Below are 15,331 nucleotides of genomic sequence, written 5' to 3'. Positions count from 1 at the left end.
TCGAGGCAAGTCCAGTTCATGGGGGAGAAAAACGGTCATGAAACTCTATTCGCGGCCGTTGTCGCCCTACTCGTCGATCGTGCGGGCGCTGGCCTACATCAAGGACGTGCCGCTCAAGATCATCGCGCCGCCGCCCGGCTTTCCCATCCCGGAAGGATTTCGCGCCATCTCGCCGATGAACCGGATTCCGGTGCTGATCACCGGCTCTGGCGAAACGATCGTCGAATCTGTGGTCATTGCCGAGTATCTCGAAGAGCGGTTTCCGGAACCGGCTCTGCTGCCGCCCGATTCCAAGGACCGCGCGCTGGTGCGCATGTTCGCCCGCATCACCGATCTCGATGTGCTGACCCCGATGATGAAGCTTTTCGAGCTTCATTCCATGCCGAAGCGAAACAGTGCCGAGATCGACGCCCAGTTCATCCGCTTGCACCACGGGCTGGCAGCGATCGAGGAGCGCATGGCGCACGGGCCCTTCGCGCTCGGTGACGATATCAGTTTCGCCGATGCCTGGCTGACGCCGACGCGGTTCATCTTCAACAATTTCCGCGCCATGACAGGACGCCGCGACCTGCTCGACGCCTACCCGAAATTCGACGCCTATGAGCAGATCGCCTCGCAGCACCCGGCATTGTCGCGGGTGTGGGGCGAGATGACCGACGGCCAGAAGATATTTCTGTCCGAGCTTGAGATGGGTGCCGCTTGACCAGGAGCCAGACGATCGCGCTGGTTGCCGCGGCGGCTTTCGCTCTCACATCCTGCCAATCGACCCCGAAGAGCACGCCTGTGCCCTCGGGCAAGAGTGCAGCGCTGCTGGCCATGGAACAGGTGGCGATATCGGCCCATAAATGCTGGATCGCCAGCAAGGACCCAGCCTTCAAACAGTATCAGATGGCCAATGAACTGAATTCGTTCAGCGGCACACCGCGTTTCCTGCTGGTGCCGGCCAAACACTATGGCGGCAAACCGTTGCTGGTCGTTCAGGCGCAAGGCAACTCAAGCCGCGTCGACGTGTTCGGACCGCTGATGAACGGTCCGCTCGGCGCGCGCATCGGTTCGGACATTGCCCGCTGGCAAGCCGGCAATCCGGCCTGCGCCGCGACCGCCTAGCCCATGGGCCGCTTCCTGCAGATGACGGGGCTGGCCATCGGTCTGGCCGGGCTCGTCCTGCAGTTCTGCATCAGCATTCCGGCGTCGATGGAAGCGGGCCGCAGCCTGCTCGGCTCCATCGTTTTCGTTTTTAGCTTCTTCACCATCCTGACCAACATCGGTGCGGTGCTGGTGTACGCGTCGCTGCTGTCGCCCGCCGGCTATGCTTGGCTGCCGGCCTTCGCCGGGACGCGCATACGGGCCGGCGTTGCCGTTTCGATCACGTTGGTCTTCATCATCTACGCCACGGTGCTGGCACAGCTCTGGCAGCCGCAGGGACTGTTCCTGCTCTGCGACGTCCTGCTGCACTATGTGACGCCGGTGCTGTTCGTGTTGTGGTGGCTGACATCAGGCGCCGACGGTCGGACGCGCTGGAGCGACATCTCCTGGTGGGTGCTCTATCCCGTCGCCTATCTGATCTATGCGCTGATGCGGGCGCCGTTTGCAGGCGAGGTGCCCTACCCGTTCCTGGACGTCGCCAGGAACGGCCCGGCCAGCGTTGCCATCTCGGCGGCCGCCATCACCGGACTTTTTATCGTGCTGTGCGTGGTCGCCGTCCTTGCGGACCATGGCGTTGCGCGCACCCGGCTATCGAGTGTCCGCTGAAGCGGCATGCATTGGCACCTCTGCGACGCCAAGCGATTCCGCTTGGCTGCAAAATGCCTTGGCTTTCAGTCCCAGAAGGGTCTGATACCCTCGCGGTGGGCATCGCAGCGCGAGACCCCGATATCCTTGAGTTGGTCATCGGTCATTTCCAGAAGCGCCAGCCTGCTGCGCCGACGCTCCAGCAGATGGCCGATCCATCTCGCCAGCGACCTGACCAAGCGCACCAGACGGGTGACAAAGCCACTTTGGCTCGATGGGCGTGCCGATTGACCTGATAGCTCGACTCTCGAAGAGCGGATTGTAGCGATTGTGCTCATTTTCTTTCGACCCGAATTCCAAATTGCACCCTTTTTGGTGCAACTCCGATATGTATTGACTCACAATTCGGTGCAATATAGAAAATTGTCACCATGACAAATTGGCTTCCAGATGTCACTGACGGCTCCGGCCCGCTGTATCAGCGCCTGGCGGATTCAATCGAAACGGATATCGATCGGGGTGTGATCGAAGCCGGAGCAAAGCTGCCGCCGCAACGCGACCTCGCCTACGACATCGGCACTACGGTCGGCACGGTCGGCCGGGCCTATCAATTGCTGCGCGAGCGCGGCCTAGTAAGCGGCGAAGTCGGGCGTGGAACCTATGTACTCGGTCAGCGCGCCGACGGCGCGAAACCGAACCTGCCGGCGCCGGTCACCAGTGGCGAAGGCACTCGCCATATCGATGCACCGCGCGGCAAATTGCGTTTCGACAGCACGGCAGCGCCAGACATCGGCCAGGGCGCTGATATCGCCGATATCCTGTCGCGCACGACGCAGGACCACCCGCATGAGATTTCAAGCTATACCAGGGATTTCCCCGACCGCTGGTTCGAAGCCGGCGCCCGCTGGCTATCGCGCAATTCGTTCAGACCTAATGGCGAGACCATCGTCCCCACACTCGGCACCCACGCCGCGGTGATGGCGGCGATCGCGGCGCTCACCACCCCTGGCGACTATGTCGCCTTCGAGCACCTCACCTACTCGCAGATTTCCCGTAGCGCCGGCCTGATCGGCCGACGCACCGCACTGGTGGCATCGGACGACCAAGGTATCGACCCCCAGGATTTCGAGCGCGTCTGCGCGCAAAAGCATCCCAGGATGATCTTCCTGATGCCGACGGCGCAGAATCCCACGCTGGCGACCTTGTCGGCGGCGCGCCGCGAGGCAATCGCGCGTGTCGCGCGCGAATACAACGTCATCCTCATCGAGGACGATCTCTACGGCAATTTGACCGACGATCCGACACCGTTGCTGGCCGAATACGCGCCAGAACGCACCATTGTGGCGGGTGGCCTGTCCAAGTCGGTCGCGGCCGGTGTGCGCGGCGGCTGGCTTTCCTGCCCGCCTGCCTATCGCCATCGCATCCGCGTCGCCCACAAGATGATGACCGGCGGCATGCCTTTCCTGCTGGCCGAGGTGAATACAAGGCTGGTGCTGTCGGGCCAGGCGGATGAGATACGCAAGCGCAGTATCGGCGAAATCAGCGCCCGCATCGCGATCGTGCGGGAGACTTTGGCCGGCTTCGCGTTCAAGGCACACGACAGGGTGCCTTTTGTCTGGATGACCCTACCCGATCCCTGGCTTTCCGGCACCTTCAAGAACGCCTGCCTGGAGCATGGCGTGCTGATCGACGACGAGGACGAGTTCAAGGCCGGCCGTTCCGAGCAGGTTTTCCACGGCGTCCGCTTCGGCATTTCGCAGCCACGGCAGCGCAAGGACATCGCCGAGGGTGTCGCGGTGATCCGGCGACTTCTCGATGAAGGCAGTGCCGGCTACGACAGCTTCTCCTGACGCCCTGTGGTTTTGTCCGGTTTTCCGTCGTTTTCGTCGAACCATGGGTGTATCGACCTTAAAGCTTGCGATAAGACGTGACTCAAAATCCCAACGCGCCCCGGACAAAAATCGCTGCCCATGACCATTTCCAATTCCGTGCCGATCACCCCCGAGCTTATCGCCGCGCACGGGCTGAAGCCCGACGAGTATCAGCGCATTCTCGATCTTGTCGGGCGCGAACCGAGCTTCACCGAACTCGGCATCTTCTCAGCGATGTGGAACGAGCATTGTTCGTACAAATCGTCGAAGAAGTGGCTGCGCACGCTGCCGACTACGGGCCCGCAGGTCATCCAGGGCCCAGGCGAGAATGCCGGCGTGGTCGACATCGGCGACGGCGACTGCGTCGTCTTCAAGATGGAGAGCCACAACCACCCGTCCTACATCGAGCCCTATCAGGGTGCGGCGACCGGCGTCGGAGGGATATTGCGCGACGTCTTCACCATGGGCGCGCGGCCGATCGCTGCGATGAATGCACTGCGCTTCGGCGCGCCTGACCACCCCAAGACCAGGCATCTCGTTTCGGGCGTGGTTTCCGGGGTCGGCGGCTATGGCAACGCCTTCGGCGTGCCGACGGTCGGCGGCGAGGTCAATTTCGACGCCCGCTACAACGGCAACATCCTGGTCAACGCTTTTGCGGCAGGCATTGCCAAGACCGACGCGATCTTCCTGTCGGAAGCCAAGGGCGTCGGCCTGCCTGTCGTCTATCTCGGCGCCAAGACTGGCCGCGACGGCGTCGGCGGCGCCACCATGGCTTCGGCTGAATTCGACGACAAGATCGACGAGAAGCGCCCGACCGTGCAGGTCGGCGATCCCTTCACCGAAAAGTGCCTGCTGGAGGCTTGCCTCGAACTGATGGCCTCGGGCGCCGTCATCGCCATCCAGGACATGGGTGCCGCCGGCCTGACCTGCTCGGCGGTCGAGATGGGCGCCAAGGGCGACCTCGGCATCGAGCTCGATCTCGACAAGGTGCCGGTGCGTGAAGAGCGCATGAGCGCCTATGAAATGATGCTTTCGGAAAGCCAGGAGCGCATGCTGATGGTGCTGCGCCCCGAGAAGGAACAGGAAGCCGAGGCGATCTTCCACAAATGGGGGCTCGACTTCGCCATCGTCGGCAGGACCACCGACGATCTGCGTTTTCGCGTGCTGCACCAAGGGGATCAGGTCGCCGACCTGCCGATCAAGGATCTCGGCGACAAAGCACCGGAATATGACCGGCCGTGGGTCGAGCCGAAGAAGCCGGCGCCGCTGGCCGCCGATGACGTGCCGCAAGCCGACGTGGCCGATGCGCTGTTGAAGCTGCTCGGCGGACCGGATCTTTCCTCGCGCCGTTGGGTCTGGGAGCAATACGACACGTTGATCCAGGGCAATTCTCTGCAGCTTCCCGGCGGCGATGCCGGCGTGGTGCGCGTCGATGGCCATCCCACCAAGGCGCTCGCCTTCTCGTCGGACGTGACGCCGCGCTATTGCGAGGCCGACCCGTATGAGGGCGGCAAACAAGCGGTGGCCGAATGCTGGCGCAATTTGACCGCCACCGGCGCCCTGCCGCTGGCTGCCACCGACAATCTCAATTTCGGCAACCCTGAGCGGCCCGAGATCATGGGTCAGCTGGTCGGCGCGGTGAAAGGCATTGGCGAGGCCTGCCGCGCACTCGGCTTCCCGATCGTCTCCGGCAATGTCTCGCTCTACAACGAAACCAATGGCCAGGGCATTTTGCCGACACCGACGATCGGCGGCGTCGGACTGATCGCCGACTGGTCGAAGATGGTGCGGACCGGCTTTGCCGCGCAAGGCCAGATGATCCTGCTGGTCGGCGCGCCGGCCTCCTGGGGAACGCATCTCGGCCAGTCGGTCTATTTCAGGGACATCCACGGCCGCACCGATGGCCCGCCGCCACCGGTCGATCTGGACCATGAAAAACGCGTCGGCGACCATGTGCGCGCACTGATCGCATCCGGCATCGTCACGGCGGCACATGACGTATCCGATGGCGGTATCGCGGTGGCTTTGGCCGAAATGGCGATGGCCTCCGGCATCGGCGCGACCGTTCCCGGGCTTGTCGGCACCGATCCGATCCCGGTCTGGTTCGGTGAGGATCAGGGCCGTTATCTGCTGACGCTGTCGATCGACCCGCATGGCGATGAATGGGACGCCATCCGCAAGCAGCAGGGCGAACTCGGCATCTTCGCACCGTGGATCGGCTCTACCGGCGGCAGCGCGCTGAAGCTTGGCGAGGCGCGGGCAATCCCGGTCAGCGAACTGTCGGGGGCGCACGAGGGCTGGTTCCCGCGCTTCATGGGTCAGGCCAGTTGAGCAAACTGGCTGCCAGGGCGCTGCTTGCAGTCGTCTTCTGGCCGTCGCTGTTCTTCTTCTGGTTCCTTGGGCCGTTCGTCTTCTTCCTGCTGTCGACGACCTCAAGCGAGGTTTGCGCCCGGCTGGAAACACGCGCGCAGTTTCTTGCCGCGGCCAACGGCGCCATCCCGATGCTCATCGCGCAGAACCTCATCTACGCGGTTCCGATCATCTGCCTGGTGCTTTGGGGCCGCCTTTTCCCGGATCCGGAACGGGCAAGACATATCGTCACCTGCATCAAGCTTTTCGCCTGCGCGGTGGTCATAGGGGCGCTGTGGGAGTACGGCTCTTCGCTCGTCTGCGACGGTTACGGTCAACCGTTCTTCTCGCCAGCCTGGCAGATGACGAGTTATCTCCCCATAATCAGCCTGATTATCAACATTCCCCTTTATGTGCTGACTTTCAGCCTTGGCCGTGCTTTTTCGACACGTGAGGACGTCGCCGAGGATGAAGCAAGCCCACGGGCCTAAATCTTCCCTGATGTTCCCGGATCGTCTTGCCCTTGATGGGACAGAACGGCTTCAATCCGGACCGGAAAGGCTTTAGGCTCGCCCGACTCTCATCTAATGGCCGGCTACCGGCCGCTCGAAACAGGATTCTGCCATGGCAATGGATGCCCGCGACATCGAAAAACTGATCAAGGACGGCATTCCGGACGCCAAGGTGACGATTCGCGATCTCGCCGGCGACGGCGACCATTATGCGGCCGAGGTGGTGGCCGAGAGCTTTCGGGGAAAAACCCGCGTGCAGCAGCACCAGATGGTCTACGACGCGCTGAAGGGCAATATGGGCGGCGTGCTGCACGCGCTTGCGCTGCAGACCAGCGTTCCCGACTAAAACGCACAAGAAACGAAGACGGCAACCATGACCAGCAGCAGCGATACGCCAATCGCTAGGCGAGCTTACGCCTCGTTTGCCGATCGCTATGATGCGTTTGCTCCAGGCAAGCCGCACAATGCCCTCTATGAGCGCCCGGCGTCGCTGGCACTTGTTGGCGACGTCGCCGGGCTCGACCTTCTCGATGCCGGCTGCGGGTCCGGCATCTGCTCGGAAAAGCTGGCACAGGCCGGTGCGCGCGTCAGGGCATTCGATGTAACGCCGGAGATGGCGGCAATCGCCAGCCAACGATGCGCCGGGCTCGATATCGAGATCCGTGTCGGCGACATGACGAAACCTCTGGACTGGCTCGCCGATCAGAGTGTCGACGGCGTGCTGTGTGCGCTGGCGCTCGACTATGTCGAGACCCTCAAGCCGGTTTTCTCGGAATTCCATCGCGTCGCACGACCAGGCGGCTGGCTGGTCTTCTCGATGGGTCATCCGATGCGCGACTGGGCGGATGCCCGCAGTCGGGGCGAGAAGAGCTATTTCGAGACCAATCGCTGGGGCATGCACTGGGGCGGTTTCGGGGAACCCAATCCCTATGTCGAATCCTACCGCAGGCCACTCGGCGACATTCTCAACGGCCTTGTCGACACCGGCTGGACACTCGACCGCCTTGTCGAACCACTTCCCTTGCCCGAAATGGAAACCGTCGATCCCCGCCACTTTGCCGAACTGAGCCTGGCGCCGGCGTTCATCTGTGTGCGTGCGCGCAAATAACATTGCCCGACCGACAACAGAGGCCGCAACGACCGCTTGGCCCAACACAGCCCATCCTTTGCGCCATTTCAGCCACGGCACGGCTAAAGTCTTGTTTCGAGCAATCGTTGGGTTTATTTGAATGGAAATGTTTCGAGCCTGACTCCCACAGGCGGGAAAGGATATTCAATGAGCGGCATCAACGACTACATCGACAACGAAGTGAAGGGCAACGACGTCGTCCTTTTCATGAAGGGCACGCCCGGTTTCCCGCAATGTGGGTTTTCCGGCCAGGTCGTCCAGATTCTTGACTATATCGGCGCGGACTACAAAGGCGTGAATGTTCTGGACTCCGCAGAACTGCGCCAGGGCATCAAGGAATATTCCAACTGGCCGACGATCCCGCAGCTTTACGTCAAGGGCGAATTCGTGGGCGGCTGCGATATCGTGCGTGAGATGTTCCAGGCGGGCGAACTTCAGACATTCCTTGTCGAAAAGGGCGTCAGCGTCAAAGGCGCCGCCTGACTTTTGTTTTCGTGCATGTCGGCCGCCTAACCGCCGCAAACATGCATGAAACGCCAGGGCACCTCGGCAATTTTCATGTCCTGAACTAGGGACCAAGACGAGCCAATGCGCCGGCCCGCCGGCGCATTTTCGTTTGAAAGATCGGACTTGCCGTGGACCAGCAAAAATCAGCGCCGCAATCGGCAAGCATACTGCCCATTCCTCGCTGGGAATTCATTGCGCTGTGCGCCGCGCTGATGGCGCTGAACTCGCTGGCCATCGACATCATGCTGCCTGCTCTGCAGCAGATCGGCGCCTCGCTTGGCGTCGAGAACGAAAACCACCGGCAATATGTGATCACCGCCTATATTCTGGGCTTCGGTGGCGGCCAGCTGTTCTTCGGGCCGATCTCGGATCGCTTCGGCCGTCGCGCGCCGCTGGTCGCTGGGCTGGTGGTCTATGTCGCCGCGGCTGCGGCGGCCGCCGTTGCACCGAGTTTTGAAACACTGCTCTTGTGCCGGGCCGTGCAAGGCATTGGTGCTGCCGCGACCCGCGTCATCGCCGTCTCGATCGTGCGCGATACGTTCGACGGCCGACGCATGGCCGAAGTGATGTCGCTGATCTTCATGGTGTTCATGGCGATACCGGTCATTGCCCCCGGCATCGGCCAATTCATCATGCTGTTAGCGACATGGCACTGGATCTTCGTCACCATGGCCGTCGGTGCACTCATTGTCTCGGCCTGGTCGCTGCTGCGCCTGCCCGAAACATTGCATCCCGAACATCGCCGGCTGATGACCGTCAACTCCATTGTCGGCGGGTTTCGCATCGTGCTCACCAACCGCGTTGCGATCTGCTATGCCTTCGCCAGCACCTTCATTTTCGGCGCCATGTTCGGCTTCATCGCCTCGGCGCAGCAGATCTATGTCGACATATTCAATGTCGGCGAGATGTTCCCGGTCATCTTCGCCGGGGTTGCCGGCGTGCTTGCTTTCTCCAACTTCCTGAACTCGCGCCTTGTCGGCCGCATCGGCATGCGCCGCCTGTCGCAGAGTGCGCTGCTGCTGTTCCTGGTCATCAGCCTTGCCTGGCTGGTCGTTTCGCTGGAAATGAAGATGCCGCTCTGGCTGTTCATCACCTTCTTTGCCTGCGCCATGCTACCGTTCGGCGCCCTCGGCGCGAATTTCAACGCGCTGGCCATGGAGCCGCTCGGCCAACTGGCGGGCACGGCGTCATCCATCCTGGGTTTCATGCAGACTTTTTTGGGCGGCATTCTCGGCACGCTGATCGGCCAGGCGTTCAACGGCACGGTGACGCCGCTGGCCGCCGGCTTCTGCAGCGTCTCGGTCGCAGCGCTGCTGATGATTTTCATCGCCGAGCGCGGCAAGATGTTCCAGCCGCAGAACCCGCCCGTCTCTGGGCACATCACCGACTTGCATTAGGACGCACCCTCAAGGGCTGCCGTGAAGCGAGGGGCAAGCATACGCCCCGCGATGGCTTCGCCCATGCTGTCCGAAAAGGGCAATGGCAGGGCGTCGTCGAGTGCCCTGAGGATTGAAGCCACGAAGGCCCGGCTGAGCTGGGCATCGGTCCCCAGATCGGAATAGGTGGCGCGAGGCTTGCCAATCAGTGTGCCGTTGCGACGAAGCGAGAACCGCAGCGTCAGGGACATGCCGGCGGTTCCGGGCGGCGGCTTCCAACAGGCGTAGATTGCGTCGGACATCTCCTTTATCGTGTCGACGGGATCGGTACTGCGACAGGTGCGCTCTTGGGATCTTGCCTCGTTGGAGCTGGCAAACAAGGCGGCGGCAAGTGCCGCCGCGACAATTGCGAACCGAGGTTTCATTCGAGAGCCTCCGGATTTGCGTGAGATTGCACCGCTCCTTCAGCCGGACACCGGCGGTTCGGACACTGGCCGCAGGATTGATCCTATTGCGCCCAGAGTTCGCGGCGCAATTCCTGCCAGCTTTCCCGATCGGGCGCGACAAGCAGGCCGCCGCCGAGATGCGAGGGCAGATAGGCGCTGCCATCGAAACGTGCGGCATGACCACCGGCTTCGGCATGGATCAGCACACCGGCCAGATGGTCCCACGGCATCAGCTTGTTATAGACGACGAAGTGGGCATGGCCGCTGGCCAGCAGGCGGTATTCGTGCGCCGCGCAGCGATAGGCGAATTGCGACAGGATCTTGGTCTGGTTGCGCGCCAGCCGCGACCGCTCCGGCTCGGGCATATATTGCCAGGAGACAGAGCCGGTCATTTCCGAGATCGGCGAGGGTGCCGCGACATGGACCTTCTCGATGCTGCCATGCGCATGCCGGATATGGCTGCCGGCGCCTTTGGCACCGATCAGCCAGTCCTTGCCGACGGGATCGTGGATGATGCCGGCAACGGTCTCGCCCTTGACCACGACCGCCAGCATGACGCCGAACAAGGGCACGCCGGAGGCGAAGTTGAAAGTGCCATCCACCGGGTCGATGACGAACGCCAGATCGGCATCAACGAGGCCATCAAGCAGTGCCGGATTGTCGGAACAGGCCTCCTCGCCGACGACCATCGCCGAGGGGTAACGCTCACGCAGCCGCTCGGTGATGAGCCGCTCGGCATCGACGTCGGCTTCCGTCACCAGGTCGGCGGCCGAGGTCTTCTGGCGGATGTCGCCCTCGCCCAACCGGCGAAAGCGCGGCATGATTTCGGCTTTCGCGGCATCGGATAGAAGGCCAGCGAGCCAGTCGATCGCAGTATCGTCAAATGTCATCGGCTTGCCTTGTGCCGACGGTCTCATTGAGCGCCGCGAAATCGAACAGCTTTCTATCGAGCAAATGCGATGGCCTGCTGTTCGACAGCGCGCGCAGCATCGTGTCCTTGCGGCCGGGCATGCGCTTTTCCAGGTCCTCGAGCATGGCCTTCATGGCGTTGCGCTGGAGACCCTCCTGGCTGCCGCAGAGATCGCAGGGAATGATCGGGAATCGCATCGCGGTGGCAAATTTTTCGAGATCGCCCTCGGCGCAATAGCTCAGCGGCCGCAGCACCATGACGTCGCCGTCGTCGTTGAGCAGCTTTGGCGGCATGGCGGCGAGACGGCCGCCGTGGAACAGGTTCATGAAGAAGGTCTCGAGAATGTCCTCGCGATGGTGGCCGAGCACCAGCGCCGAGCACCCCTCCTCACGCGCTATACGGTAGAGATGGCCGCGCCTGAGCCGCGAACAGAGCGAGCAATAGGTGCTGCCCGCAGGCAGCTTGTCGGTGACGACGGAATAAGTGTCCTGATATTCGATGCGATGCGGGATGGCGTATCTGTCGAGATAATCGGGCAGAATGTGCTTGGGGAAATTCGGTTGGCCCTGGTCGAGATTGCAGGCTAGCAATTCGACCGGCAGCAGCCCGCGCCATTTGAGATCAAGCAGCACGGCGAGCAGCCCGTAGGAATCCTTGCCGCCCGACAGCGCGACCAGCCAGCGTTGGCCGGGCTTCACCATCGAAAAATCCTCGATCGCCTGCCGGGTCAGCCGCAACAGCCGCTTGCGCAATTTGTTGAACTCGACCGAGGACGGCGCATCGGCGAAAAGCGGATGGAAGCCGCCCGCGATGTCGGCTGCTGGTTCAAGCGATTCGGCGTCTGGCAACATGTTCATCGCGTCAGTTCCAAAACCCGGGAGCAACGACGGTTCGGCACTTCGTTGCGCCCGGGAGTAGCGGACATGGCCGAGAAAGAAAAGGCAGACAAAGAAAAGGCCGCCTCGACGGCGGCCTTTGAATGGTATCGCAAATGCGTTTCGCTCAGCGCGAATGGAATTCGTCGCTCAGCGCGAACGGAATTCGTCGCTTAGCGCGAATAGAATTCGACGACCAGGTTCGGTTCCATCTGCACGGCGAACGGAACATCCGCCAGGCCGGGGATGCGCGAGAAGGTCGCGACCATCTTGTTGTGATCGGCTTCGATGTAGTCCGGCACGTCGCGCTCAGCGAGACCGACCGCTTCCAGGACGATGACCAGCTGCTTCGACTTTTCGCGGACTTCGATGACGTCGCCCGGCTTGCAGCGGTACGAGCCGATGTTGACGCGCTTGCCGTTGACGTTGACGTGGCCATGGTTGACGAACTGACGGGCGGCGAAAATGGTCGGCACGAACTTGGCGCGGTAGACGACCGCGTCGAGACGCGACTCGAGCAGGCCGATCAGGTTCTCCGAGGTGTCGCCCTTGCGGCGGTCCGCCTCTTCATAGACCTTGCGGAACTGCTTTTCCGAAACGTCGCCATAGTGACCCTTCAGCTTCTGCTTGGCGCGCAGCTGCAGGCCGAAATCGGAAAGCTTGCCCTTGCGGCGCTGGCCATGCTGGCCGGGGCCGTATTCACGCTTGTTGACCGGGGACTTCGGGCGGCCCCAGATGTTTTCGCCAAGACGGCGGTCGATCTTGTACTTCGCGGATTCGCGCTTGCTCATCGCATTCCCTTTTCAAAACAACGCACCCGGAACCTCATGGTCCGGGTGAAGGAAACGCGCCCTCCTCTGGCCTCCGTTTTCGAGACCTGACAGGGTTTTCCCACGCAACGCGGCGGAAAACCCACGGGACACGTCAGTTCAAACAAGATAGCAGAATTGAGTTTCCACGCATCTTGCGCACATAAAGAAAACCACCGGGCGTTGCGGCCCGGTGTTGGCGCGCTGATTAAACGGAGATTTAACCGGTGTCAAGCTTGCTGCTGGCCTTGGGTTTGGCGGCGATATAGCGTCTCTGGGTTGAGTGCGGTGCCGGACGTGGCGGGAGGTTGCGCCAACGGCATTAGGAAGGGACTTGAGCAAAGGAGCCACAATTCGCATGAAGAAGTTCTTCCTTACCCTGACGGGAGCCGCGGTGTTGGCGGGATCCATGGCGGTCATGACGCCGGAGCCGGCAGAGGCCAGGCATTGGCAAGGACATCGGCACCACGAGGTTTGCCGCATCGTGGTGAAGAAAAGGGTGGTCTGGCGGCACGGCCACAGGCACGTCGTTCGTTACAAGGTGAGGCACTGCCGGGGGCGCTGGTAAGTTCTCAGGCGGCCGACATATCGCTTCAAAGCCCGCGGTCTTGGCCGCGGGCTTTTTCATTCCAGCTCATGTTCTTATGGACGAGCTTGTTATCGATGGCGAAACGCGGATGCCCTGATCCCTAATGTTTCGATTTCTTCTCCGGCAGGCTTTTGCGCTTCGTCTCGGCGAATTCCTCAAGTTGCTTCTCGCTCATCGATTCGTACATTCCCTTGGAAGCGCCCTTGAGTTCGCCCTTCTTCATCTCGCCGCGCTTGGCCGACAAGGCGGCGCCAGCGGCTTTCTGCTGGGCTTTCGAGGTGGCTGGCATGGCTGATTCTCCCTTCATTGCCTGAGAGAAAACGCGACAAGCCAGCCAATGTTCCGGATATCAGGCGACCGTCAGGCCAAAGCCCTGCATGAGCCGGCTGGTAGCGAAGTCCACCTTGCCGGAGGTGAAGACTGCAATGTCGGGCTCACCCACCGGCAGCGGTCCGTCGACCGGTGCAAGCAGCGACATGGCGCGGCGGGCGATCGCTTCGGCCGGGTCGATCCAGTCGACCGGCCAGGGTGCGGTCTTGCGCATGCGGTTGGCCAGGAACGGATAGTGCGTGCAGCCGAGCACGACGATGTCGGTGCGGGCGCCGTCCTTCTCGACAAAGCATGGTGCGATCTCCTGACGCACGATCTCCTCGTCGACGAACCCCTCGCGCATGTAAATCTCGGCCAGCGGGGCGAGCCGGTCCGAGCCGACGAGCCGCACATGGCATTTCTGCGCCCATTTGCCGATCAGGTCGCGCGTGTATTGACGCTTGACCGTGCCGGGCGTCGCCAGCACCGAGACCAGCCCGGAGCGCGTGCGCTCCGCCGCCGGCTTGATCGCCGGCACCGTGCCGACAAAGGGATGGCCCGGGAATTTCGCGCGCAGCGCATCGATCACCAGCGTCGACGCGGTGTTGCAGGGGATGACCGAAATCTCGGGCCGAAATTTTTCCAGCAGCGCGCCGAACAGGCCAAGGATATGGGCGTTGAGGGCCGGTTCCTCCCAGGCGCCATAGGGGAACGCGGCGTCATCGGCGATATACACAAAGCGGCGATCGGGCATCAGCACGCGCGCCTCGCGCAGCACGGTGAGCCCGCCGATGCCCGAATCGAACATCAGGATCGGCCGCTCAGTCATTGTCGGTGCCCTTTCCGCCGAATGGCGGTACGTCGTCGTCCTTGCCGGTGTCGGCAAGGCGATTGCCTTCCGCTTTGCGGGCGCGCGCGGCGGCCGCGGGCAACCGCCTTGGATCGTCGCCCGGGGAACCATCGCCGCGCGGCATCGCCGGCGAAAATCGGTCGAGCGACGAGATGATGCCGCGCAGCACCTTGAGCTCCGGTTCGGCAAATCCGGGGCGTGTCAGTACGGCGCGCAGATTGTCGACCATCTTCGGCTTCTTCGGGGCCGGCCGGAAATAGCCGCGCGCTTCCAAGGCACCTTCGAGATAGGCGAACAGGCCGTGCAGTTCTTCCTTGCTTGCCGGCTTCATATCCGGGCCGGAAAAATTGGTCTTGGTCTCGTCCTCAAGGCCGGACTTCATCCATTCGTAGGACATCAGCAGCGCCGCCTGGGCGATGTTGAGCGAGGAGAAATCGGGATCGACCGGAAAAGTGACGATCTCGTCGGCTAGGCCAACCTCGTCATTGTAGAGGCCGAAGCGCTCGCGTCCGAACAGGATGCCGGTTCGCTGCCCCATTGCGTGACGGGCCCGAAGCATCCTGCCCGCTTCCACCGGACCCCGCACGGCTTTGAAGCCGTCGCGCTGCCTGGCCGTGGTGGCAAAAACGAAGTTCAAATCGGCGAGCGCCGAGGTCAGATCGCCGAAGACGGTGACTGCGTCTATGACATGATCGGCGCGGCTGGCCGCCGCGCGTGCCTTCTCGCTCGGCCAGCCGTCACGCGGGTTGACCAGGCGCAGCTCGACCAAGCCGAAATTGGCCATGGCGCGCGCGACCATGCCGATGTTCTCGCCAAGCTGCGGTTCGACGAGGATGATCGCCGGGCCGGTGGTCACGAGGCCGCGCTGAAAGTCCGTTCCTGCCATGTGTTCCAGATGATTGCGCTACGAAGTCTCCGCGTCCTGCCATATCGATACGGCTTTTTGAAGAGCGGTCGGTCGCCCGACTGAGAAATTGCTGTAGCGCGTACCTGCCGCTTCCCTTGGTTGCGTTAAGAAATCCGATGGTCGCACTCTTGATGCACGCGACCGTCGGGCTCGCGAAAGTC

Annotated in this window: 20 protein-coding genes; 12 read left to right on the top strand and 8 right to left on the bottom strand. The window is 62.3% G+C overall.

Annotation, left to right across the window (positions count from 1 at the left end; translation table 11 throughout):
* The first annotated feature begins 37 nt into the window (after positions 1-37).
* Genes NKI20_RS21630 through NKI20_RS21620 form a run of 3 tightly spaced genes read left to right on the top strand, consistent with a single transcriptional unit; the run spans position 38 to position 1,752 of the window.
* Positions 38-703, top strand: a complete 666-nt coding sequence (locus NKI20_RS21630) for a glutathione S-transferase family protein (RefSeq protein WP_352602663.1) — start codon at positions 38-40, stop codon at positions 701-703.
* Positions 700-1,107, top strand: a complete 408-nt coding sequence (locus NKI20_RS21625; protein WP_352834028.1) for a hypothetical protein — start codon at positions 700-702, stop codon at positions 1,105-1,107. Before NKI20_RS21630 ends, NKI20_RS21625 begins: the two co-directional genes overlap by 4 nt.
* Before the next feature lie 3 nt (positions 1,108-1,110).
* Positions 1,111-1,752, top strand: coding sequence for a Pr6Pr family membrane protein (locus NKI20_RS21620; protein ID WP_352834025.1), 642 nt, complete (start codon positions 1,111-1,113; stop codon positions 1,750-1,752).
* Between the two features lie 65 nt (positions 1,753-1,817).
* Here NKI20_RS21620 and NKI20_RS21615 read toward each other — a convergent pair whose 3' ends face one another.
* Complete coding sequence (locus NKI20_RS21615; RefSeq protein ID WP_352834022.1) at positions 1,818-2,069, bottom strand: DUF1127 domain-containing protein; 252 nt, start codon at positions 2,067-2,069, stop codon at positions 1,818-1,820.
* A gap of 93 nt (positions 2,070-2,162) precedes the next feature.
* On the opposite strand from NKI20_RS21615, the gene NKI20_RS21610 reads away from it, so the two are divergent.
* The 7 genes from NKI20_RS21610 to NKI20_RS21580 all read left to right on the top strand — a co-directional run bounded on the left by NKI20_RS21610 (position 2,163) and on the right by NKI20_RS21580 (position 9,496).
* Positions 2,163-3,581 (top strand): aminotransferase-like domain-containing protein, encoded by a 1,419-nt coding sequence (locus tag NKI20_RS21610; protein WP_352834019.1) that lies wholly within the window; start codon positions 2,163-2,165, stop codon positions 3,579-3,581.
* A 120-nt stretch (positions 3,582-3,701) separates the two neighbouring features.
* Positions 3,702-5,933, top strand: coding sequence for a phosphoribosylformylglycinamidine synthase subunit PurL (gene purL / locus NKI20_RS21605; RefSeq protein WP_352834016.1), 2,232 nt, complete (start codon positions 3,702-3,704; stop codon positions 5,931-5,933).
* Complete coding sequence (locus tag NKI20_RS21600) at positions 5,930-6,442, top strand: hypothetical protein (protein ID WP_352834013.1); 513 nt, start codon at positions 5,930-5,932, stop codon at positions 6,440-6,442. Before purL ends, NKI20_RS21600 begins: the two co-directional genes overlap by 4 nt.
* 133 nt (positions 6,443-6,575) lie before the next feature.
* The gene (locus NKI20_RS21595; RefSeq protein ID WP_023759532.1) at positions 6,576-6,809 is read left to right on the top strand and encodes a BolA/IbaG family iron-sulfur metabolism protein; all 234 of its coding nucleotides are present in this window, start codon (positions 6,576-6,578) and stop codon (positions 6,807-6,809) included.
* 27 nt (positions 6,810-6,836) lie between these two features.
* Positions 6,837-7,571: a class I SAM-dependent DNA methyltransferase gene (locus NKI20_RS21590; protein WP_352834010.1), complete on the top strand. Its 735-nt coding sequence runs from the start codon at positions 6,837-6,839 to the stop codon at positions 7,569-7,571.
* A 168-nt stretch (positions 7,572-7,739) separates the two neighbouring features.
* Positions 7,740-8,075: a Grx4 family monothiol glutaredoxin gene (grxD, locus tag NKI20_RS21585; RefSeq protein ID WP_013532137.1), complete on the top strand. Its 336-nt coding sequence runs from the start codon at positions 7,740-7,742 to the stop codon at positions 8,073-8,075.
* Between the two features lie 152 nt (positions 8,076-8,227).
* Positions 8,228-9,496: a multidrug effflux MFS transporter gene (locus tag NKI20_RS21580; protein ID WP_352834006.1), complete on the top strand. Its 1,269-nt coding sequence runs from the start codon at positions 8,228-8,230 to the stop codon at positions 9,494-9,496.
* On the opposite strand, the gene NKI20_RS21575 is transcribed toward NKI20_RS21580, so the two are convergent.
* The 3 genes from NKI20_RS21575 to ttcA form a co-directional block, all read right to left on the bottom strand.
* A complete protein-coding gene (locus NKI20_RS21575; protein ID WP_352834003.1) occupies positions 9,493-9,900 on the bottom strand; it encodes a UCP034077 family protein in 408 nt (135 codons plus the stop codon). The genes NKI20_RS21580 and NKI20_RS21575 overlap by 4 nt on opposite strands.
* A gap of 83 nt (positions 9,901-9,983) precedes the next feature.
* Positions 9,984-10,811 (bottom strand): inositol monophosphatase family protein, encoded by an 828-nt coding sequence (locus NKI20_RS21570; protein ID WP_352726584.1) that lies wholly within the window; start codon positions 10,809-10,811, stop codon positions 9,984-9,986.
* Positions 10,801-11,688 (bottom strand): tRNA 2-thiocytidine(32) synthetase TtcA, encoded by an 888-nt coding sequence (gene ttcA / locus NKI20_RS21565; protein ID WP_352726583.1) that lies wholly within the window; start codon positions 11,686-11,688, stop codon positions 10,801-10,803. Before ttcA ends, NKI20_RS21570 begins: the two co-directional genes overlap by 11 nt.
* Positions 11,689-11,754: 66 nt before the next feature.
* Between ttcA and NKI20_RS21560 the strand changes: the two genes are divergently transcribed.
* Positions 11,755-11,883 carry a hypothetical protein gene (locus NKI20_RS21560; protein WP_352833999.1) on the top strand — a complete coding sequence of 43 codons (129 nt, stop codon included), beginning with the start codon at positions 11,755-11,757 and terminating at the stop codon, positions 11,881-11,883.
* Here NKI20_RS21560 and rpsD read toward each other — a convergent pair.
* The gene (gene rpsD, locus NKI20_RS21555; protein WP_224664054.1) at positions 11,880-12,497 is read right to left on the bottom strand and encodes a 30S ribosomal protein S4; all 618 of its coding nucleotides are present in this window, start codon (positions 12,495-12,497) and stop codon (positions 11,880-11,882) included. The genes NKI20_RS21560 and rpsD overlap by 4 nt on opposite strands.
* Before the next feature lie 376 nt (positions 12,498-12,873).
* Between rpsD and NKI20_RS21550 the strand changes: the two genes are divergently transcribed.
* The gene (locus tag NKI20_RS21550) at positions 12,874-13,083 is read left to right on the top strand and encodes a hypothetical protein (protein ID WP_352833996.1); all 210 of its coding nucleotides are present in this window, start codon (positions 12,874-12,876) and stop codon (positions 13,081-13,083) included.
* A 121-nt stretch (positions 13,084-13,204) separates the two neighbouring features.
* Here NKI20_RS21550 and NKI20_RS21545 read toward each other — a convergent pair whose 3' ends face one another.
* Genes NKI20_RS21545 through NKI20_RS21535 form a run of 3 tightly spaced genes read right to left on the bottom strand, consistent with a single transcriptional unit; the run spans position 13,205 to position 15,149 of the window.
* Positions 13,205-13,393 (bottom strand): DUF3008 family protein, encoded by a 189-nt coding sequence (locus NKI20_RS21545; protein WP_023759541.1) that lies wholly within the window; start codon positions 13,391-13,393, stop codon positions 13,205-13,207.
* A gap of 60 nt (positions 13,394-13,453) precedes the next feature.
* Complete coding sequence (murI, locus tag NKI20_RS21540) at positions 13,454-14,242, bottom strand: glutamate racemase (RefSeq protein ID WP_352602689.1); 789 nt, start codon at positions 14,240-14,242, stop codon at positions 13,454-13,456.
* Complete coding sequence (locus NKI20_RS21535) at positions 14,235-15,149, bottom strand: RNA methyltransferase (RefSeq protein WP_352602691.1); 915 nt, start codon at positions 15,147-15,149, stop codon at positions 14,235-14,237. The genes murI and NKI20_RS21535 overlap by 8 nt, the downstream gene beginning before the upstream one ends.
* Positions 15,150-15,331 lie beyond the last annotated feature (182 nt).

The organism is Mesorhizobium sp. M0830, from assembly GCF_040319965.1.
Classification (GTDB): Bacteria; Pseudomonadota; Alphaproteobacteria; order Rhizobiales; family Rhizobiaceae; genus Mesorhizobium.
Note: the sequence above shows the minus strand (reverse complement) of the source record. Positions and strands in the feature narration are given on the sequence as shown.